15 protein-coding genes are annotated in these 15395 nt (G+C 67.5%); 10 read left to right on the top strand and 5 right to left on the bottom strand.

The features are described 5' to 3' along the window. Window positions 1-17 precede the first annotated feature (17 nt). The 3 genes from ACFFGH_RS15110 to ACFFGH_RS15100 all read left to right on the top strand — a co-directional run bounded on the left by ACFFGH_RS15110 (window position 18) and on the right by ACFFGH_RS15100 (window position 3497). Entirely contained in the window at window positions 18-1544 is a 1527-nt protein-coding gene (locus ACFFGH_RS15110; RefSeq protein WP_386669644.1) for a helicase HerA-like domain-containing protein, read from the top strand. Window positions 1545-1575: 31 nt separating this feature from the next. Continuing rightward, entirely contained in the window at window positions 1576-2043 is a 468-nt protein-coding gene (locus ACFFGH_RS15105; protein WP_386669642.1) for a hypothetical protein, read from the top strand. A 188-nt stretch (window positions 2044-2231) separates the two neighbouring features. Continuing rightward, window positions 2232-3497 (top strand): tetratricopeptide repeat protein, encoded by a 1266-nt coding sequence (locus ACFFGH_RS15100; protein WP_386669640.1) that lies wholly within the window; start codon window positions 2232-2234, stop codon window positions 3495-3497. Window positions 3498-3503: 6 nt separating this feature from the next. Here ACFFGH_RS15100 and ACFFGH_RS15095 read toward each other — a convergent pair whose 3' ends face one another. Next, entirely contained in the window at window positions 3504-4967 is a 1464-nt protein-coding gene (locus tag ACFFGH_RS15095) for a rhomboid family intramembrane serine protease (protein WP_386669638.1), read from the bottom strand. Between the two features lie 116 nt (window positions 4968-5083). Here ACFFGH_RS15095 and greB point away from each other — a divergent pair, with 116 nt between their 5' ends. Next, window positions 5084-5587 carry a transcription elongation factor GreB gene (greB, locus tag ACFFGH_RS15090; RefSeq protein ID WP_386669636.1) on the top strand — a complete coding sequence of 168 codons (504 nt, stop codon included), beginning with the start codon at window positions 5084-5086 and terminating at the stop codon, window positions 5585-5587. 85 nt (window positions 5588-5672) lie between these two features. Here the strand turns inward: greB and rimO are convergent, their stop codons facing one another. Next, a complete protein-coding gene (gene rimO / locus ACFFGH_RS15085) occupies window positions 5673-7052 on the bottom strand; it encodes a 30S ribosomal protein S12 methylthiotransferase RimO (RefSeq protein WP_386669633.1) in 1380 nt (459 codons plus the stop codon). Between the two features lie 137 nt (window positions 7053-7189). Between rimO and ACFFGH_RS15080 the strand changes: the two genes are divergently transcribed. The 3 genes from ACFFGH_RS15080 to ACFFGH_RS15070 are packed head-to-tail and all read left to right on the top strand — an operon-like array spanning window position 7190 to window position 8599. After that, the gene (locus ACFFGH_RS15080; protein WP_386669631.1) at window positions 7190-7855 is read left to right on the top strand and encodes a dienelactone hydrolase family protein; all 666 of its coding nucleotides are present in this window, start codon (window positions 7190-7192) and stop codon (window positions 7853-7855) included. Further along, complete coding sequence (locus ACFFGH_RS15075) at window positions 7852-8274, top strand: HIT family protein (RefSeq protein ID WP_386669628.1); 423 nt, start codon at window positions 7852-7854, stop codon at window positions 8272-8274. The genes ACFFGH_RS15080 and ACFFGH_RS15075 overlap by 4 nt, the downstream gene beginning before the upstream one ends. A gap of 28 nt (window positions 8275-8302) precedes the next feature. Continuing rightward, window positions 8303-8599, top strand: a complete 297-nt coding sequence (locus ACFFGH_RS15070; protein WP_386669626.1) for a hypothetical protein — start codon at window positions 8303-8305, stop codon at window positions 8597-8599. Between the two features lie 72 nt (window positions 8600-8671). Here the strand turns inward: ACFFGH_RS15070 and dcd are convergent, their stop codons facing one another. The 3 genes from dcd to apbC form a co-directional block, all read right to left on the bottom strand. Beyond that, window positions 8672-9241: a dCTP deaminase gene (gene dcd / locus ACFFGH_RS15065; protein ID WP_386669624.1), complete on the bottom strand. Its 570-nt coding sequence runs from the start codon at window positions 9239-9241 to the stop codon at window positions 8672-8674. Window positions 9242-9366: 125 nt separating this feature from the next. Further along, window positions 9367-10740: a S8 family peptidase gene (locus ACFFGH_RS15060; protein WP_386669623.1), complete on the bottom strand. Its 1374-nt coding sequence runs from the start codon at window positions 10738-10740 to the stop codon at window positions 9367-9369. 103 nt (window positions 10741-10843) lie between these two features. Next, window positions 10844-11908, bottom strand: a complete 1065-nt coding sequence (gene apbC, locus ACFFGH_RS15055) for an iron-sulfur cluster carrier protein ApbC (protein WP_386669621.1) — start codon at window positions 11906-11908, stop codon at window positions 10844-10846. Between the two features lie 358 nt (window positions 11909-12266). On the opposite strand from apbC, the gene ACFFGH_RS15050 reads away from it, so the two are divergent. The 3 genes from ACFFGH_RS15050 to rnfB all read left to right on the top strand — a co-directional run bounded on the left by ACFFGH_RS15050 (window position 12267) and on the right by rnfB (window position 15390). Further along, window positions 12267-12695, top strand: a complete 429-nt coding sequence (locus ACFFGH_RS15050; RefSeq protein ID WP_386669618.1) for a DUF2147 domain-containing protein — start codon at window positions 12267-12269, stop codon at window positions 12693-12695. A 137-nt stretch (window positions 12696-12832) separates the two neighbouring features. After that, window positions 12833-14914 carry a methionine--tRNA ligase gene (metG, locus tag ACFFGH_RS15045; RefSeq protein WP_386669616.1) on the top strand — a complete coding sequence of 694 codons (2082 nt, stop codon included), beginning with the start codon at window positions 12833-12835 and terminating at the stop codon, window positions 14912-14914. A 17-nt stretch (window positions 14915-14931) separates the two neighbouring features. Then, window positions 14932-15390 (top strand): Rnf electron transport complex subunit RnfB, encoded by a 459-nt coding sequence (gene rnfB, locus ACFFGH_RS15040; protein ID WP_386670249.1) that lies wholly within the window; start codon window positions 14932-14934, stop codon window positions 15388-15390. Window positions 15391-15395: the final 5 nt, after the last annotated feature.

The following is a 15395-nucleotide window of genomic DNA, read 5'->3' as shown; positions in this document are numbered from 1 at the left end:
TCCGAGCGAGTCCCCACATGGCCCCGGACACCGGCGCTTCCGGCAACGTGCTTCTCGGCAAGACGGCTGCGACGAAGCAGCCCGTGCATCTGCACGCCCGCCTCGGCAACCGGCACGGACTGGTCGCCGGCGCCACCGGAACCGGCAAGACCGTCACGCTGATGACGATGATCGAAGGGTTCTCTCGGCTTGGCGTGCCGGTGTTCGTCGCCGACGTGAAAGGCGACGTGGCCGGGCTGGCCATGGCCGGCACGCCGGGCGAGCGCGTGCAGGCCCGCATCGCCGAACTCGACCTGGCCGGGCACGCGCCCGCTGCGAACCCGGTGGTGTTCTGGGATGTGTTCGGCCAGAACGGCCATCCGGTCCGCACCACGGTCAGCGAGATCGGCCCGTTGCTGCTCGCGCGCATGCTCGAGCTCAACGACACGCAGTCGGGCGTGCTCGAAATCGTCTTCAAGCTCGCCGACGACCGCGGCCTGCTGCTGCTCGATCTTGCCGACCTGCGTGCCCTGCTCGCCCTGGTGGCCGAGGAGCGCAAACAGGTGTCGACCGAGTACGGGCTGGTGAGTTCCCAGTCTGTCGCCGCGATCCAACGTGCACTGCTGCGGCTCGAGAGCGAAGGTGGCGCAGGCTTTTTCGGCGAGCCGGCACTTGAACTTGCCGACCTGATGCGCACGACGCCCGACGGCCGCGGCGTGATCGGCATTCTCGCGGCCGAGCGGCTGGTGATGCGGCCGCGGCTCTACTCCACGCTGCTGCTATGGCTGCTGTCGGAGCTGTTCGAACAGCTGCCCGAGGTCGGCGATCTCGACCAGCCGCGCCTCGTATTCGTCTTCGACGAAGCGCACCTGCTGTTCGACGACGCACCCGCCGAGCTGCTGCGACGCGTGGAGCAGGTCGTGCGGCTGATCCGGTCAAAGGGCGTCGGCGTCTACTTCTGCTCGCAGTTTCCTGACGACGTTCCCGACGAGGTGCTCGGTCAGCTCGGCAACCGCGTGCAGCATGCTCTGCGGGCCTTCACCCCGCGCGACCAGAAAGCCGTCCGCACCGCGGCGGAAACGTTCGTGCCGAACCCCTCGCTCGACGTCGCCCGCACGATCGCCGAACTCGGCACCGGCGAAGCGCTGGTTTCAACGTTGAAGCCCGACGGCTCTCCGATGCCGGTCGAGCAAGTGCTGGTCGCCCCGCCGCAAAGCCGGCTGGGCGCGATCACCGCCGCCGAGCGCCTGCAGGTGCGAGCCGACAGCCCGGTGGGCGTTCGCTACGACCAGTCGATCGATCGCGAATCCGCTGCCGAAGTACTCGCACGCAAAGCCGACCAGGCGGCGCGACAGGCCGGAGCGCCGCCTGCGCGCGGCGGCGCCGGCGACGATGAGCCACGCGGGGCCGCCTCCGCGATGCGCGACGCGGTGTTCGGCACCGGCCGCCGTCAGGGCCTGGTCGAGACCATGGCCAAGCAGGCCGCCCGCACGGTTGGCAGCCAGATCGGCCGGCAGATCCTCCGCGGCGCGCTCGGTGGCCTGTTCGGCGGTCGGCGCCGCTGATCCTTTTCCTGCAATCCATAGGAGTTCGCTGATGACCCGTCCCCTGCTGACCCTCGCCTGCCTGGGCGCGCTCGTGCTCACCGCCTGCAATCGTGAAGCGCCCGTCGCCGAACCTGCCGTCGAGACGCCCGCTCCCGCCGCCGCGCCCCAGACCGATGCGATCGACGCGGTTGCCACGCCTACGCCCAGCGTCGAAGCACCTGCCGCGTTCGACCAGAAGGCATTTGCCGGCGTGTTCACTGCTGGCGCAAACCGGCTGGAGCTCAAGCCCGACGGTACCTACGCGATGGCCGCGAACGGCTCGAACATGGACGGCACGTGGACCGCGGAAGAGAACGACACCCGGATCCGCCTCGATCCCAACAGCAAGACCGAGCCGGACCGCGTATTCGTGATGACCGGACGTGACCAGCTCTCGGCTGTTGGCGCGGATGGGCAGCCGGCCGCCGGCGCCGACGCGATGGCGCTCACCCGCGAAACCCCTGCCGCCGCGCAGTAACGCGCGCAGCCGCTTTTTTTGCTTAGAACTGGGCGGCCCATCACAATGGGCCGCTTTCCATGCCTGGACGGCAGGACCTACACGATGCACGGATGCCATCGCCACCGCGCCGCACTGCGGCGCCCACGCTCGACTCTGCTTCTCGCCAGCCGCTTTTCTGTGCATCGGCCGCAGGGGGCGGCCACGCCATGACCCGTAGCCGATCCCGTTCCGCGCGCACGCCCGAGCCGTTCTGGCAGCGTCTTCGTTCGATCATGCTCTACCCGGTGCACGGCGCCGCGTTGTACACGCTGATCGCGCTCACGCTCTTCAGCCTGCTCGGCCTCGTGCCCGGCATCGGCCGGTTGATGCTGGGCCTCACTTGGCTCACCGCCTACAAGTACAGCTTCGAAATCCTGCGAGCGACGGCCGACGGCCGCAGCGAATCACCGGAAGGCCCGCTCAGCTTCGATAACGGCGTGGTGTGGCGACTCATCGCGCTGCAGGTGATCGCCGCTGCCGCGGTGATCGGCACGCTGGTGACGGTCGGCATCGTGGCCGCGGCCGTGGTCATGTTCTTCGTCGCGCTGATGCAGCCGGGCGCGATCATGTCGCTGGCGATGGACGGCAGCCTGAGGCGGGCGATGAATCCGGCGGTGTCGCTGACGGTGGTCTCCCGTATTGGATGGCCGTACCTGGCGGTGTTCGCGCTGCTGTTCGTGATCCAGGCCAGCGCCGGCAGCGCCGGTTACTGGCTGGCCGACGTGATGCCGCCCGTGCTCGGTGATCTTGCGCTGACGTTCTTCTCGTTCTGGGGTCTGTTCGCGACGTTCCACCTGATGGGCTACCTGGTGTTCCAGTACCACGAGGTACTCGGCTACGAGCCCGAAGGCCTGCGCGATGCCCTACCCGACCTGCACAAGCCCGATGCGCGGCTGCTGGAGGAAGTCGAAGAGCTGGTGCGCAACGGACACGCCGGCACGGCGATCGAGCGCCTGCGAACGGAGGCCCGCACGCGCGCACTGAGCGTAGAAGCGCACGAGCTCTACCACCGTCTGCTCCGCCAGGGCGGCGACACGGCAGCGATGAGTGAGCACGCCGGCCAGTACCTCAACCTGCTGATGCTCGAAAAGCAGGAGCGCAACGCGCTGGTGCTGATTCGCACTGTCCTCGACGCCGACCCGGCATTCATTCCGCTGCAACCGATCCACGCGACGCAGCTGGCAGCCCGGGCGCGTGATTTCGGCCAGACCCAGCTCGCCGTCGACATCCTGCGCGGCGCGCTGCGCAGCCGCCCGCGCGATGCGGACGCTTCGCGTTGGGGGCTGGACCTGGGACTGATCCTGGCCGATCGGCTCGGCCGGGATGACGAGGCGCGTACCGTGCTCGAGCAGGCCCGCGCGAACTGCGAGGACGCCGGGCTGCAGCAGAAGATCGACTCGACCCTGCAGCTGCTTCGCGCGCTTCCGGCCTGACCCGGCTCAGCTGTTTTCGAGCAGGAAACGCGCTTTCTGCGCCTGCGGGTGGTCGGCGAAATGCTCGACCACCCGCTGCAGCGCGCGGGTCCGCCGTTCGCTGGCCTGCTGCTCGCCGTAGCCCAGCGCGAGGCGGAACCACAGCTGTGCATGCGTGTCATCGCAGCGCTCGTGCGTCGCGGTGTCTAGCGCGGCTTCCGCGGCATCGAGTGCACCGATCGCCAGCCAGCGGCCCGCGAGGCTGATGCGCAATGCATCAGGCACTGTCGCTCCGGCGTCCTGCAGCTCCTGCAGAATCCTGCACTGTGTGCGGACCGCGTCCGCAGAGCTGTCGGGCAGAGCCAGCACCGCAAGTGCACACTCATGTGCCAGCTTGTCGCGCCCGGCGTGGCGTGCGGCCCGGTACCGCGCCAGGGACACGTCCAAACGCTGCGGCTGGTCGGCCGCAAGCTCGGAAAGCAACGACTCCGCCTGCTCCAGTTGCATCCGGCCGAGGTGGGACTGCGCACGCTCCCAGCGTGTATCGATCCCATCGGTCGACGGCGGATCGGCGATGAAGTCGCTGCGCACCTGTCGTGATGCTACGAGCGCGGCACCGACGAGCGCCCCACTGACAATGCCGCCCGCGTGCGCATCGAACGCCACGCCGGCGTCGGCGTCGGCGTTCGCGACGAGGTTGAGGATTTCCCACCCGAGCCACGCAGGCAGCAGCCAGATCGCGGGCGCACGCACGTAGTCGAAGATCACCCCGAACCAGTAGAAGAACCGCACCGGCTGCCGGCCCCAGACCACGCAGAACGCGCCCATCAGCGCTGCGACAGCGCCGGATGCACCAAGCCCGCCGGCTGCCTCGCCCCAGCGCCACGCCAGTGACGCGGCGCTCGCGCCCAGCGCGCCGAGCAGATACAGCGCCAGGAAGCGGCCCGAGCCGAGCGCTCCTTCGACCAGCAGGCCGAGCGCGACCAGGAACACCATGTTCCCGAGCAGATGCATCACGTCGGCGTGCAGGAATGCAGACGACAGCATGCGCGCCGGGTCGATCTCGTTGCTGCGCAGCAGGCGTCGCAGCGTGAACACCTCCTGCTGCAACGCGTCGTAGGCAGGGCGGAGCGTCTTCCAGTGGGCATGGGCCTGCGGCGTGTCGAACAGCGCGCCGGCAGCCAGTGCTTCACCGAACCGCACGTCGGTCGCCGTTCGCTGCGCGACGTAATCTCCGCGCTCGTCCTCGTCCAACGCGCGCAATTCGCGCAGCCCATCCGCCTCGCCGGTCTGCGCAAGGTGGCGCTCGAACGCGGGCACTTCGATCGCGGCGAGCCCCGACTCGACGTAGTGCCGGCTCGCCGCTTCCATCCGCCCGTCGTCATCGAGCTGCAGCCCGAAGAACACGAACGCGTTCGCGAGCACGAGGAGCGCAGTCACGAGGGGAAACGTCGCGCGCGTGAGCGGACGGTGCAGCGGCAGGATCAGCATTGAAGGGATACCGATGGGACGCGCCAGCGTCGCGCTTGCCGCACGGCTACGCAAGCCGTGGCCGGCCCGGGGCTGCAGCGACTACGATGGCCGCCCCGTTCCGCCCCGTGCACACCATGAGCCGCTGGCGCCCGCCTGCCGAGAAAAGCACCGCACTGATCACCCGCGAAGGCCATGAGCGGCTGAAGGCCGAACTCGACGAGCTTTGGCGCGTCAAGCGGCCCGAAGTGGTGAAGGCACTCGCAGCAGCCGCCGCCGAAGGCGACCGCTCGGAAAACGCCGAATACACGTATCGCAAGAAGCAGCTCGGCGAGATCGACCGGCGCGTGCGGTACCTGAGCAAGCGGGTGCCCGACCTGCGCGTCATCGAAACGGCGCCGTCGGATCCCGAAGCAGTGTTCTTCGGCGCGTTTGTCGAGGTCGAGAACACGGCAAGCGGCGAATGCCACACCTACCGCATCGTCGGCCCGGACGAGACCGATGCGAAACGCGGCTGGATCAGCATCGACTCACCGCTTGCGCGCGCGATGCTGAAGAAGCGCATCGATGACGAGTTCGACGCGCAGCTGCCGGCAGGCGCGCAGCGTTTCGCGATCGTGGACGTGCACTACAAAGCCTGACGCCCCGTTCGGCCGTTCCCGCGGACCGGCGAAGCCAGCGCGTCGCACGGCCGACTCGGCCCACGGCGTCCCTGCCCCGGCAGCCTCAGTCGTCGAACGCGACTTCGCCGTACAGGTCGTGCTCGTCGCTGCCCATGATCTCGACATCGACGAACTCGCCCGGCTGCAGTCCGGCTTCGAAGCCGTTCTGGATCTGCACCAGACCGTCGATCTCCGGCGCGTCCGCCATCGAGCGCGCAATGGCGAGCTCGCCATCGAGCGCGTCCACGAGGCAGCGCTGCACGGTACCGACCTTTGCCTCGAGCCGCGCGGTGGAAATCTCGGCCTGCCGCTCCATGAAGCGGGCAAGCCGCTCCTGCTTCACCTCTTCCGGCACTGCATCGGGCAGTGCATTCGCGGTCGCGCCTTCGACCGGCGAATAGGCGAACGCGCCGACGCGATCGAGTTGCGCCTCGTCGAGGAAGTCCAGCAGCTGCTCGAACTCGGCCTCGGTCTCCCCCGGAAAGCCGACAATGAACGTGGAACGGATCGTCAGCTCCGGGCAGATTTCGCGCCAGCGCTGGATGCGCTCGAGCGTCTTGTCGACCGCACCCGGACGCTTCATCAGCTTGAGGATGCGCGGGCTCGCGTGCTGGAACGGAATGTCGAGGTACGGCAGCAGCCTGCCGTCGGCCATCAGCGGGATGATCTCGTCGACATGCGGATACGGGTAGACGTAGTGCAGTCGCGTCCAGATGCCGAGCTCACTCAGGCCCTCGCACAACGCTTTCATCCGGGTCTGGTACTGCCGCCCGTGCCAGGTCCGCTCGGCATAGCGCAGGTCGACGCCGTAAGCCGAGGTGTCCTGGGAGATGACGAGCAGCTCCTTCACCCCGCCCATCGCGAGCTTTTCGGCCTCGCGCAGCACTTCGTCGACCGGGCGCGAGACCAGGTCGCCGCGCATCGACGGGATGATGCAGAAGCTGCAGCGGTGATTGCAGCCCTCGGAAATCTTCAGGTACGCGTAGTGCTTCGGCGTGAGCTTGATGCCGATACCGTTATCGAGCGCACTGTCATCGGCCGCGCGGCGCGGCACCAGATCGATAAACGGGTCGTGCTTGGGCGGCAGTGCGGCGTACACCGCGCTCATCACGCTCGCATAGTCCTGCGGCCCGCTGATCGCCAGCACATCGGGATGCGCTTCACGGATCTGCTCTGGCCGCTTGCCGAGGCAGCCCGTCACGATGACCTTGCCGTTCTCGGCGATCGCCTCACCGATGGCATCGAGTGATTCGGCCACGGCCGAGTCGATGAAGCCGCAGGTGTTCACGACGACGACGTCGGCATCGTCGTAGCTCGGCACGATGTCGTAACCCTCCACGCGCAGCTGCGTGAGGATGCGTTCGGAATCGACGAGCGCCTTCGGACATCCGAGGCTGACGAAACCGATCTTGCCGCTGCGGGGCGGCGCGTCGTTGAGGGACATGTGCAGTTCGACCGTGTCGGGACAGGCGGCACCCGCACCCGTGGAACGGGCGCGATGCTGGGGCGGGAAAGCGGCGGATTATAGACGCCGGGCTAGAATCCCGGCCGTACGGCACGCTGAACATCGATGGAGCGCACATGAGCGAGTGGATCGACCTCGATACCCATCACGGCCACGTGCGGGCCAGGCTCGCGAAGCCGAGCGGCCGCCCGCGCGGCGCGGTGGTCGTCCTGCAGGAGATTTTCGGCGTCAACCCGCACATCCGGTCGGTCACCGAGCGCTTCGCCGACGCGGGATTCCTCGCGATTGCACCGTCGCTGTTCGATCCGGTCGAGCCTGGAGTCGAGCTCGAGTATGACGAGACGGGGATCGAGCGCGGGCGCAGCCTGGCCGCGTCTGTCGGATTCGATCGCGCGGTCGACGTCGTCGCGGCCGCCGCCAAGATCGTCGGGGACGACGGCTTGCATGTGGGCGCGGTCGGGTTCTGCTGGGGCGGCAGCGTCGCTTTTCTCGCCAACACCCGCCTCGGGTTACCAGCCGTGTCGTACTACGGCGCGCGCAGCATGCCGTTTATCGACGAGCGGGCACGTGCGCCGCTGATGTTCCACTTCGGGGAACTCGACCCGACCATTCCGCCCGCCGACATCGCGCGTCACCGCGAGGCACAACCCGACGCGGACGTACATGTCTACCCAGCGCGGCACGGCTTCAACCGCGATGTCGATCCGAACGTGCACGAGCCCGCAAGCGCGGCGCTGGCGTGGCAGCGCACGGTCGAGTTCCTGACGGAGCACCTGTCATGATCGTTGCGGACGGCTGGCAGCTGCATCCGCGGCTCGAAGCCGACACACGCCCGGTGGTCCGGTGGCCGGTCTGCGACGTGCGGATGATGGAAGACGCGCGTTATCCGTGGCTGATCCTGGTGCCGCGCATCGCCGACGCGGTCGAGATCGTCGACCTGTCCGAAGACCTGCAGCTCCAGCTCGCACGCGAGACCGCGCGCGCCAGCCGCGCGCTGCGGGCGGTCGCGACACCCGACAAGCTCAACATCGGCGCGCTTGGCAATGTCGTGCGCCAGCTGCATGTACATGTGCTCGGCCGCTTCGAGGGCGACCCCGCCTGGCCCGGCCCCGTCTGGGGCCGCGGCGTCGCCGAGCCGTACACGGATGAGGCCCGTTCGGCGCGACTTCAGGCGCTGCGTGCAGCATGCGAAGCCGACTGAGCCAATGACCCGTTTCCGGAGAACCACGATGCGAAAGATCGCCTGCGCCCTCCTCGTCTCCATCGCGGCAGCGGCCGCACCCGCGCATGCGGGCCTGTTCGACAAGAAGCCCGAGGAAGCGGTGCTGCAGGCCGAGCGCGCCGGCATGCAGGACGTGTCGATCTGGGTCGACGTCAGCTGGGGTTTCCGCACCCAGGGCGCCGCGAACGTGCTCAACCGGACGCATCAGGCGTTCGCGGCACGCGGCTACCGGGTACTCGCGGTCGAGCCGTACATCGAGAACGGCGACCTGCAGGGATTTTTCGTCACCTACAGCAAGCCCTGAGGGGTCGCGTGGTCGGGGCCGGATGACCACGCCGGCCCCGGCAGAAGCGGAGCTGGTCGCGATAGAGCGGGCTCAGGTCCGCGGCAGCGTGACGCCGGTCTGGCCCTGGTACTTACCGCCGCGGTCCTTGTACGAGGTCTCGCAGACCTCGTCGGACTGGAAGAACAGCATCTGCGCGACGCCTTCGTTCGCGTAGATGCGCGCCGGCAGCGGCGTGGTGTTCGAGAACTCCAGCGTCACGTGCCCTTCCCACTCCGGTTCGAGCGGCGTCACGTTGACGATGATGCCGCAGCGCGCATACGTGCTCTTGCCGAGGCACACGACGAGCGTGTCGCGCGGAATACGGAAATACTCGACCGTGCGCGCGAGCGCGAACGAGTTCGGCGGAATGATGCAGACGTCCGAATCGATGTCGACGAAGCTGCCGCTGTCGAAATGCTTCGGGTCGACGATCGTCGAGTTGATGTTGGTGAACACCTTGAACTCGCGCGAGCAGCGCACGTCGTAGCCGTAGCTCGAGGTGCCGTAGCTGACGATGCGCTGGCCGTCGGCCGCCGTCTTGACCTGACCCGGCTCGAACGGCTCGATCATCCCGTGCTGCTCGGCCATGCGACGGATCCAGCGGTCGGACTTGATGCTCATTGGGACGGGCTACCAGGCGTTCGGAACCGCGGATTCTAGCGGGAGCGCCCCTCGCCACCCAGAGCCCGGCGTCAAAAAAGAAGGCCCGGCATTGCCGGGCCTCCATTACTGCGCAGCGGGTGCGATCAGAACCCGCTCGCGTCCAGACGGCCGTTCGTCAGCACCTTGCCCTGCAGCGAAGGCGTCGGCACCGCCGCACCGAGGATCGCAGCCTTCACGTCCGCTGCGGTCGCGCCCGGGTGCGACGACTTGTACAGCGCCGCGGCGCCCGTCACGTGCGGCGTCGCCATCGACGTGCCGTTGTAGCTCGCGTAGGCCGAGACCAGCTTGCCCTTCGAGCTCTTCGGAACCGTCGAGAAGATGCCCGAGCCCGGCGCACCGATGTCGACCGTCGTCGCGCCCCACTGCGAGAAGCTCGACAGCGCACCGGTGTTGGTGGTCGATGCGACCGCGATGATGTTCGCGTTCGGATAGTTCGACGGGTAGCTGTCCTGCGTGTCGTTGTCGTATGCCGAGTTGCCCGCGGCAGCGATGAACAGAATGCCGGCCTGGTTCGCGCGCTCGATCGAATCCTGCAGCGCCTGCGAGAAACCGCCGCCGCCCCACGAGTTGTTCGTCGCGACGAGGTTTAAGCCATGACGCGTCTTGAGGTCGGTGAAGTAGTCGATCGCCTTGATCGCGTTCGCCGTCGTACCGCCGTTGCGCCCCAGGAACTTGCCGCTGATCAGCTTGACGCCGCTCCAGCAGACGCCCGCCACGCCCTTGCCGTTACCGCCAACGCCGGCGATCGTCCCAGCCACGTGCGTGCCGTGGTCGTCATTCGCGCCACCGGAATTGATGTTGTTCGAGTTGCCGTCGAAGTCCCAGCCGCGGACGTCGTCGACATAGCCGTTGCCGTCGTTGTCACGACCGTCGACCGGGTCGTAAGGATTGATCCAGATGTTCGCCGTCAGGTCTTCATGGTTGAAGTAGATGCCTTCGTCGATCACACCGACCACGACGTTGCCGCAGTCCGTATGGCCGCGGCTCCAGGCCTCGGCCGCCTGCGAGCCGTACTGGTTCGCAGGCGTCGATGCATCGCCGTACATGCCCCACAGCGAGCCGTTGGTGACGTAAGTGTCGTTCGACGTCGCGCGGTGCTGGTAGACCCAGTTCGGCTCGGCGTATTCGACCGCTGGGTCCTTCGACAGTGCATGCACGGCGGCCGCGACGCTGGTGCCGGCCGGCAGCTTCAGCAACGACATCCCGCCGACGCGACCGTTGCCGGGGCGCACGGTGTCGACCTTGCTGGCGCCCAGTCCCTGGCGCACGGCGGCCTGATCGGCCGTGGTCGATCCGTCACGGAATTTCACCAGCAGCTCGCCTGCCTGGTGCGCGCGGCCGGCCTTCAGCCCGGCCAGCACGAGATCGGACCGCCCCCCAGCGGTCGCGGTGGAGCAGATACCCAATGCAGCGATCACGGCACCGGCCAGCAAACCGCCACGGAACAGTTGCTTCATCTGGAAAACCCCTGGATTGATCCGCGCCGGGACTGGCGCGAAGCACATCTATCGCACAGCCAGATGAGAAATGTTTCGGCACTGCAACAAACTTTTTGTGGAGTCAGTCGCCTAAAAGTGAGACAGAAAGCGGAGTTGCAACGTGCGGCCGCTTCGCAAGTTCGGCTGCGAGGCGACGAGCGGTCGATCTATAGGCATGGGCGGCGGCCGATTCGGGTGCGCTCTTCACAGTCGGGCAACCCGCGTCTCCCTGTTCGCGAATGCCGATCTCCAGCGGCAGGCTACCCAGCAGCGGCACCCCGTACTGTTCGGCCATCCGCTCCCCGCCGCCCTGACCGAAAACGTGTTCCGCGTGGCCGCAGCTGGAGCACCGGTGCACGGCCATGTTTTCGACCAGCCCGAGCACCGGCACGTTGACCTTCTCGAACATCTTCAGCGCCTTGCGCGCGTCGAGCGTCGCGACGTCCTGCGGCGTGGTCACGATCACGGCGCCGGCCACCGGAATTTTCTGCGCCAAGGTGAGCTGGATGTCACCGGTGCCCGGCGGCAGGTCGACGATGAGGTAATCCAAGTCGCCCCAGCGGGTTTCGGTGAGCAGCTGCGTCAGCGCCGAGGTCGCCATCGGCCCGCGCCAGATCATCGGGGTGTCTTGGTCCACGAGCAGCCCGATCGACATCGCCTCGATGCCGTGCGCGCGCATCGGCTCGATTGTCTTGCCATCTGACGTATCGGGACGACCGCTGAGGCCGAGCATCATCGGCACGCTGGGGCCGTAGATGTCCGCATCGAGCACGCCGACACGCGCACCCTCTTCCGCAAGCGCCAACGCGAGGTTCACGGCCGTGGTGGACTTGCCGACGCCGCCCTTGCCCGACGCGATGGCGATCAGGTTGCGGACGTTCGCCAACGGCTCCACGCCGGGCTGGACTGCGTGCGTCGCGATCCGCTGCGTCAGTTCGAAGTGCCCGAGCTGCAGGGCCGCTGCCGCGACACGCTGCTCAACCTGCGCGTGTAATTGATCCTGGAATGCAGCGACGGGCACGCCGACTACGATGCTCACGGCGACCCGGCCCGCCGTTTCTGCGACGCGCACCCGGGCCGCGATGGAGGCCAGCGAATTGCCGGAAGGCAGGACGATCTGCTCGATTTCTTGCTTCAGGGCGTTCATGCATGTTCCGGTGATCGGGCGGCAAAGTATCGCGCCGCCAGCGGTCCCCTGTCGCTTGCGGCGGAGGATGGCTCGGGCGCAGTGGCCGGCTGAGGTGTCGGTACGCAGTCGATGCCTGCGCCCATCGCGCCTGTCTGTTCACTCCCGATGCTTCGACCATAAGCAGCCGCCCGACGCACCCACCGCGGGCGGCGTTTTATCGGCTGCGCTTGTTGCTGCGCCCCGCGAGCGGCGCTTGCCCGCAGGATCCTTAACGGCCTGCGCAAACGCGGCAGGCGCCCCTTCCGTACGCCAACGGATGCGGTATAAAGAGCCCGCACCGCCTGGCATTGCCGGGCCGTTACCCACTGGAGGAACCATGCGCAAGTCCCTGTTCGCCCTGGCGCTGCTATCCGTGACGTTCACGGCGACCGCGCAGTCCTCGCCAGTCGGGCGCTGGAAGACGATCGACGACGAAACCGGCAAGACGATGACGATCACCGAGGTCTACTCGGCGAAGAACGGCACACTGGCCGCAAAGATCGTCGAGGCCATCGACCCGAAGGCGGCAACCTGCACCGAGTGCAGCGGCGCCAAGAAGGGCAAGCCGACGACCGGCATGCTGGTGCTTTGGGACCTCAAGCAGGCCGGCAACAGCTGGGGCAACGGCCAGGGCTTCAAGCCTTCGACCGGCGACAGCTTCAAGGTCAAGAGCATGAAGCTGGTCGACAACGGCCAGAAGCTTGAGATCACCGGCTGCAAGATGTCGTTCCTGTGCCGCACGGCTACTTGGCAGCGCGTGAACTGACCCGTTCGAAAGATCATGTACGGACGGGCCCGGGAAACCGGGCCTTTTCGTTTCTGGCGGTCCCAAACGCCGGGGATTCGCGCGGGGCGCGCCGACGGCGCATGCGATAATCGCGCCCCCTCCGCACTGCCACCGCCATGACCCGCGAGTTCGTCGTCACCTGCGCCCTGCCCTACGCGAACGGCCCGCTCCATCTGGGCCATCTGGTGGGCTACATCCAGGGCGACATCTGGTCGCGCGCGCAGCGGCTGTCGGGCCACCGGGCCCACTTCGTGTGTGCGGACGACACGCACGGCACGCCGATCATGCTTGCCGCGGAAAAGGCGGGCACCACGCCCGAGGCGTTCATCGCGGGCATCCAGGCCAGCCACGAGCGCGATTTCGCTGAGTTCGGCGTCGCGTTCGACCACTACGACTCGACGAATTCCGAGTGCAACCGCGTGCTGACCGAGGCGATCTACGCCCGGCTCGACAATGCCGGCCACATCAAGCGCCGCTCGGTCGCGCAGCTCTACGATCCCGTCAAGGGCATGTTCCTGCCCGACCGTTACGTGAAGGGCATCTGCCCGAATTGCGCAGCCGCCGACCAGTACGGCGACAACTGCGAGGTCTGCGGCGCGACGTATTCGCCCACCGAGCTCAAGCAGCCGCACTCCGCACTCAGCGGTGCCACGCCGGAGCTGCGCGAGTCCGAGCACTTCTTCTTCGAGGTCGGCGGCTTCGAATCTTTCCTGCGCACCTGGCTCGAGGGCGACGTGGCCGTGCCGGGTGTCAAGGCCAAGCTGCTCGAGTGGCTGGACTCCGAAGGCGGCCTGCGTGCGTGGGACATCTCGCGCGACGCGCCCTACTTCGGCTTCCAGATTCCGGGACACCCCGGCAAGTACCTCTACGTCTGGCTTGATGCGCCGATCGGTTACCTGTCGAGCTTCCAGGCACTGTGCGAACGCGAGGGGCTGGACTTCTTCAGCTACCTCACGCCAGACAGCGGTGCGGAGCTGCACCACTTTATCGGCAAGGACATCGTCAACTTCCACGGGCTTTTCTGGCCGGCGGTGCTGCACGGCGCGGGCTTCCGTGCGCCGACCCGCCTGCACGTCAACGGCTACCTGACGGTCGATGGCGCGAAAATGTCGAAGTCACGCGGCACGTTCATCATGGCCCGCACCTACCTCGATGCCGGGCTCGATCCCGAGGCGCTGCGCTACTACTTCGCCGCGAAAACCTCGGGCGGAGTCGATGACGTTGATTTAAACCTCGCCGATTTCGTCGCGCGCGTGAACTCCGACCTCGTCGGCAAGTTCGTCAACCTCGCAAGCCGCTGCGCCGGCTTCATCGGCAAGCGCTTCGACGGGATGCTCGCCGACGCGCTGCCGGATGCGCCGATGTACGGACGATTCGCGGCCCAGCTCGAACCGATTGCTCAGGCCTACGCGCGCAATGAAGCGGCCGCCGCGCTGCGCCTGACGATGGCGCTTGCCGATGAGGCGAACCGCTATATCGACGAGACCAAGCCATGGGTGCTCGCGAAGCAGGACGGCGCCGATGCCGAGCTGCATGCGGTGTGCACGCAGGGTCTCAACCTGTTCCGCGTACTCGCGGCCGCGTTGAAGCCGGTGCTGCCGCGTGTCGCCGCGCAGGCGGAGGATTTCCTCGCAGCGCCGGTGCGGCGTTGGGACGACCTCAACACCCCAATCGTCGCGCACCGTATCCAGCCCTATGCGCCGCTTTTCACCCGAATCGACCCGAAACAGATCGACGCCATGACTGAAGCTTCGAAGGACACCATGACCGCTACCGCAGCGCCCGCCGGCGCCGCCACTGACGCGCAGCCCGCAAAGGCTTCCGCACCGGCTGCGAAGACTGAAACGACGGCCGCGGAAGGCGCGAAGACGATCGGCATCGACGATTTCGCCAAGCTCGATCTGCGCATCGGCAAGGTGCTCGTGTGCGAGCTTGTCGAAGGCTCCGACAAGCTGCTGCGTTTCGAACTCGATGCCGGTGAACTCGGCAAGCGGCAGATCTTCTCCGGAATTCGCGCGTCCTACGGCGAGCCGGACAAGCTCGTCGGTCGCAGCGTGGTATTCATCGCCAACCTTGCGCCGCGCAAGATGCGTTTCGGCGTCAGCGAAGGGATGATCCTCTCGGCCGGCTTCGACGGCGGCGGTCTGTTCCTGCTCGACGCCGACAACGGCGCCGAACCGGGCATGCCGGTCCGCTGAGCCTGCGCCGCGTGCCGATGCACCCGGCACAGCGACCTGACGTGTCTGCCGATCTGACCGAGCGCCTGGACCGCCTGCTCCCGCAGACACAGTGCGGGCAGTGCGGCTACGCGGGCTGCCGCCCGTACGCCGAGGCGATGGCGCACGGCGAGGCAGGCACCGACCGATGCCCGCCCGGTGGCGATGCCGGTGCGCTCGCGCTGGCGCGGACCCTGGGCGTGGCGCCCGTCCCGTTCGACCGCAGCCGCGGCGAACACAAGCCGCCGCAGGTCGCGCTGGTCGTCGAGGCGGACTGCATCGGATGCACCAAGTGCATCCGGGCCTGCCCGGTCGACGCGATCATCGGCGGCTCCAAACACATGCACACCGTGGTCGAGCCGCTGTGCACCGGCTGCGAACTCTGCGTGCCTGCCTGCCCGGTCGACTGCATCGTGCTGGTTCCACCTCTCGCGCAGGACGGCGCAGAGGCAGCCTGACCGGT

This window comes from Lysobacter korlensis (genome assembly GCF_042434515.1).
This window is presented reverse-complemented; position numbering and strand designations above follow the sequence as displayed.

Bases quoted from the DNA above. Each gene is read 5' to 3' on its own strand.
- apbC (WP_386669621.1), bottom strand. From the start codon at position 11,908: ATGAACGCCCTGAAGCAAGAAATCGAGCAGATCGTCCTGCCTTCCGGC.
- ACFFGH_RS15110 (WP_386669644.1), top strand. From the start codon at position 18: ATGGCCCCGGACACCGGCGCTTCCGGCAACGTGCTTCTCGGCAAGACG.
- rnfB (WP_386670249.1), top strand. From the start codon at position 14,932: ATGCACCCGGCACAGCGACCTGACGTGTCTGCCGATCTGACCGAGCGC.
- ACFFGH_RS15100 (WP_386669640.1), top strand. From the start codon at position 2,232: ATGACCCGTAGCCGATCCCGTTCCGCGCGCACGCCCGAGCCGTTCTGG.
- ACFFGH_RS15070 (WP_386669626.1), top strand. From the start codon at position 8,303: ATGCGAAAGATCGCCTGCGCCCTCCTCGTCTCCATCGCGGCAGCGGCC.
- dcd (WP_386669624.1), bottom strand. From the start codon at position 9,241: ATGAGCATCAAGTCCGACCGCTGGATCCGTCGCATGGCCGAGCAGCAC.
- ACFFGH_RS15075 (WP_386669628.1), top strand. From the start codon at position 7,852: ATGATCGTTGCGGACGGCTGGCAGCTGCATCCGCGGCTCGAAGCCGAC.
- ACFFGH_RS15060 (WP_386669623.1), bottom strand. From the start codon at position 10,740: ATGAAGCAACTGTTCCGTGGCGGTTTGCTGGCCGGTGCCGTGATCGCT.
- ACFFGH_RS15050 (WP_386669618.1), top strand. From the start codon at position 12,267: ATGCGCAAGTCCCTGTTCGCCCTGGCGCTGCTATCCGTGACGTTCACG.
- ACFFGH_RS15095 (WP_386669638.1), bottom strand. From the start codon at position 4,967: ATGCTGATCCTGCCGCTGCACCGTCCGCTCACGCGCGCGACGTTTCCC.
- metG (WP_386669616.1), top strand. From the start codon at position 12,833: ATGACCCGCGAGTTCGTCGTCACCTGCGCCCTGCCCTACGCGAACGGC.
- greB (WP_386669636.1), top strand. From the start codon at position 5,084: ATGAGCCGCTGGCGCCCGCCTGCCGAGAAAAGCACCGCACTGATCACC.
- ACFFGH_RS15080 (WP_386669631.1), top strand. From the start codon at position 7,190: ATGAGCGAGTGGATCGACCTCGATACCCATCACGGCCACGTGCGGGCC.
- ACFFGH_RS15105 (WP_386669642.1), top strand. From the start codon at position 1,576: ATGACCCGTCCCCTGCTGACCCTCGCCTGCCTGGGCGCGCTCGTGCTC.
- rimO (WP_386669633.1), bottom strand. From the start codon at position 7,052: ATGTCCCTCAACGACGCGCCGCCCCGCAGCGGCAAGATCGGTTTCGTC.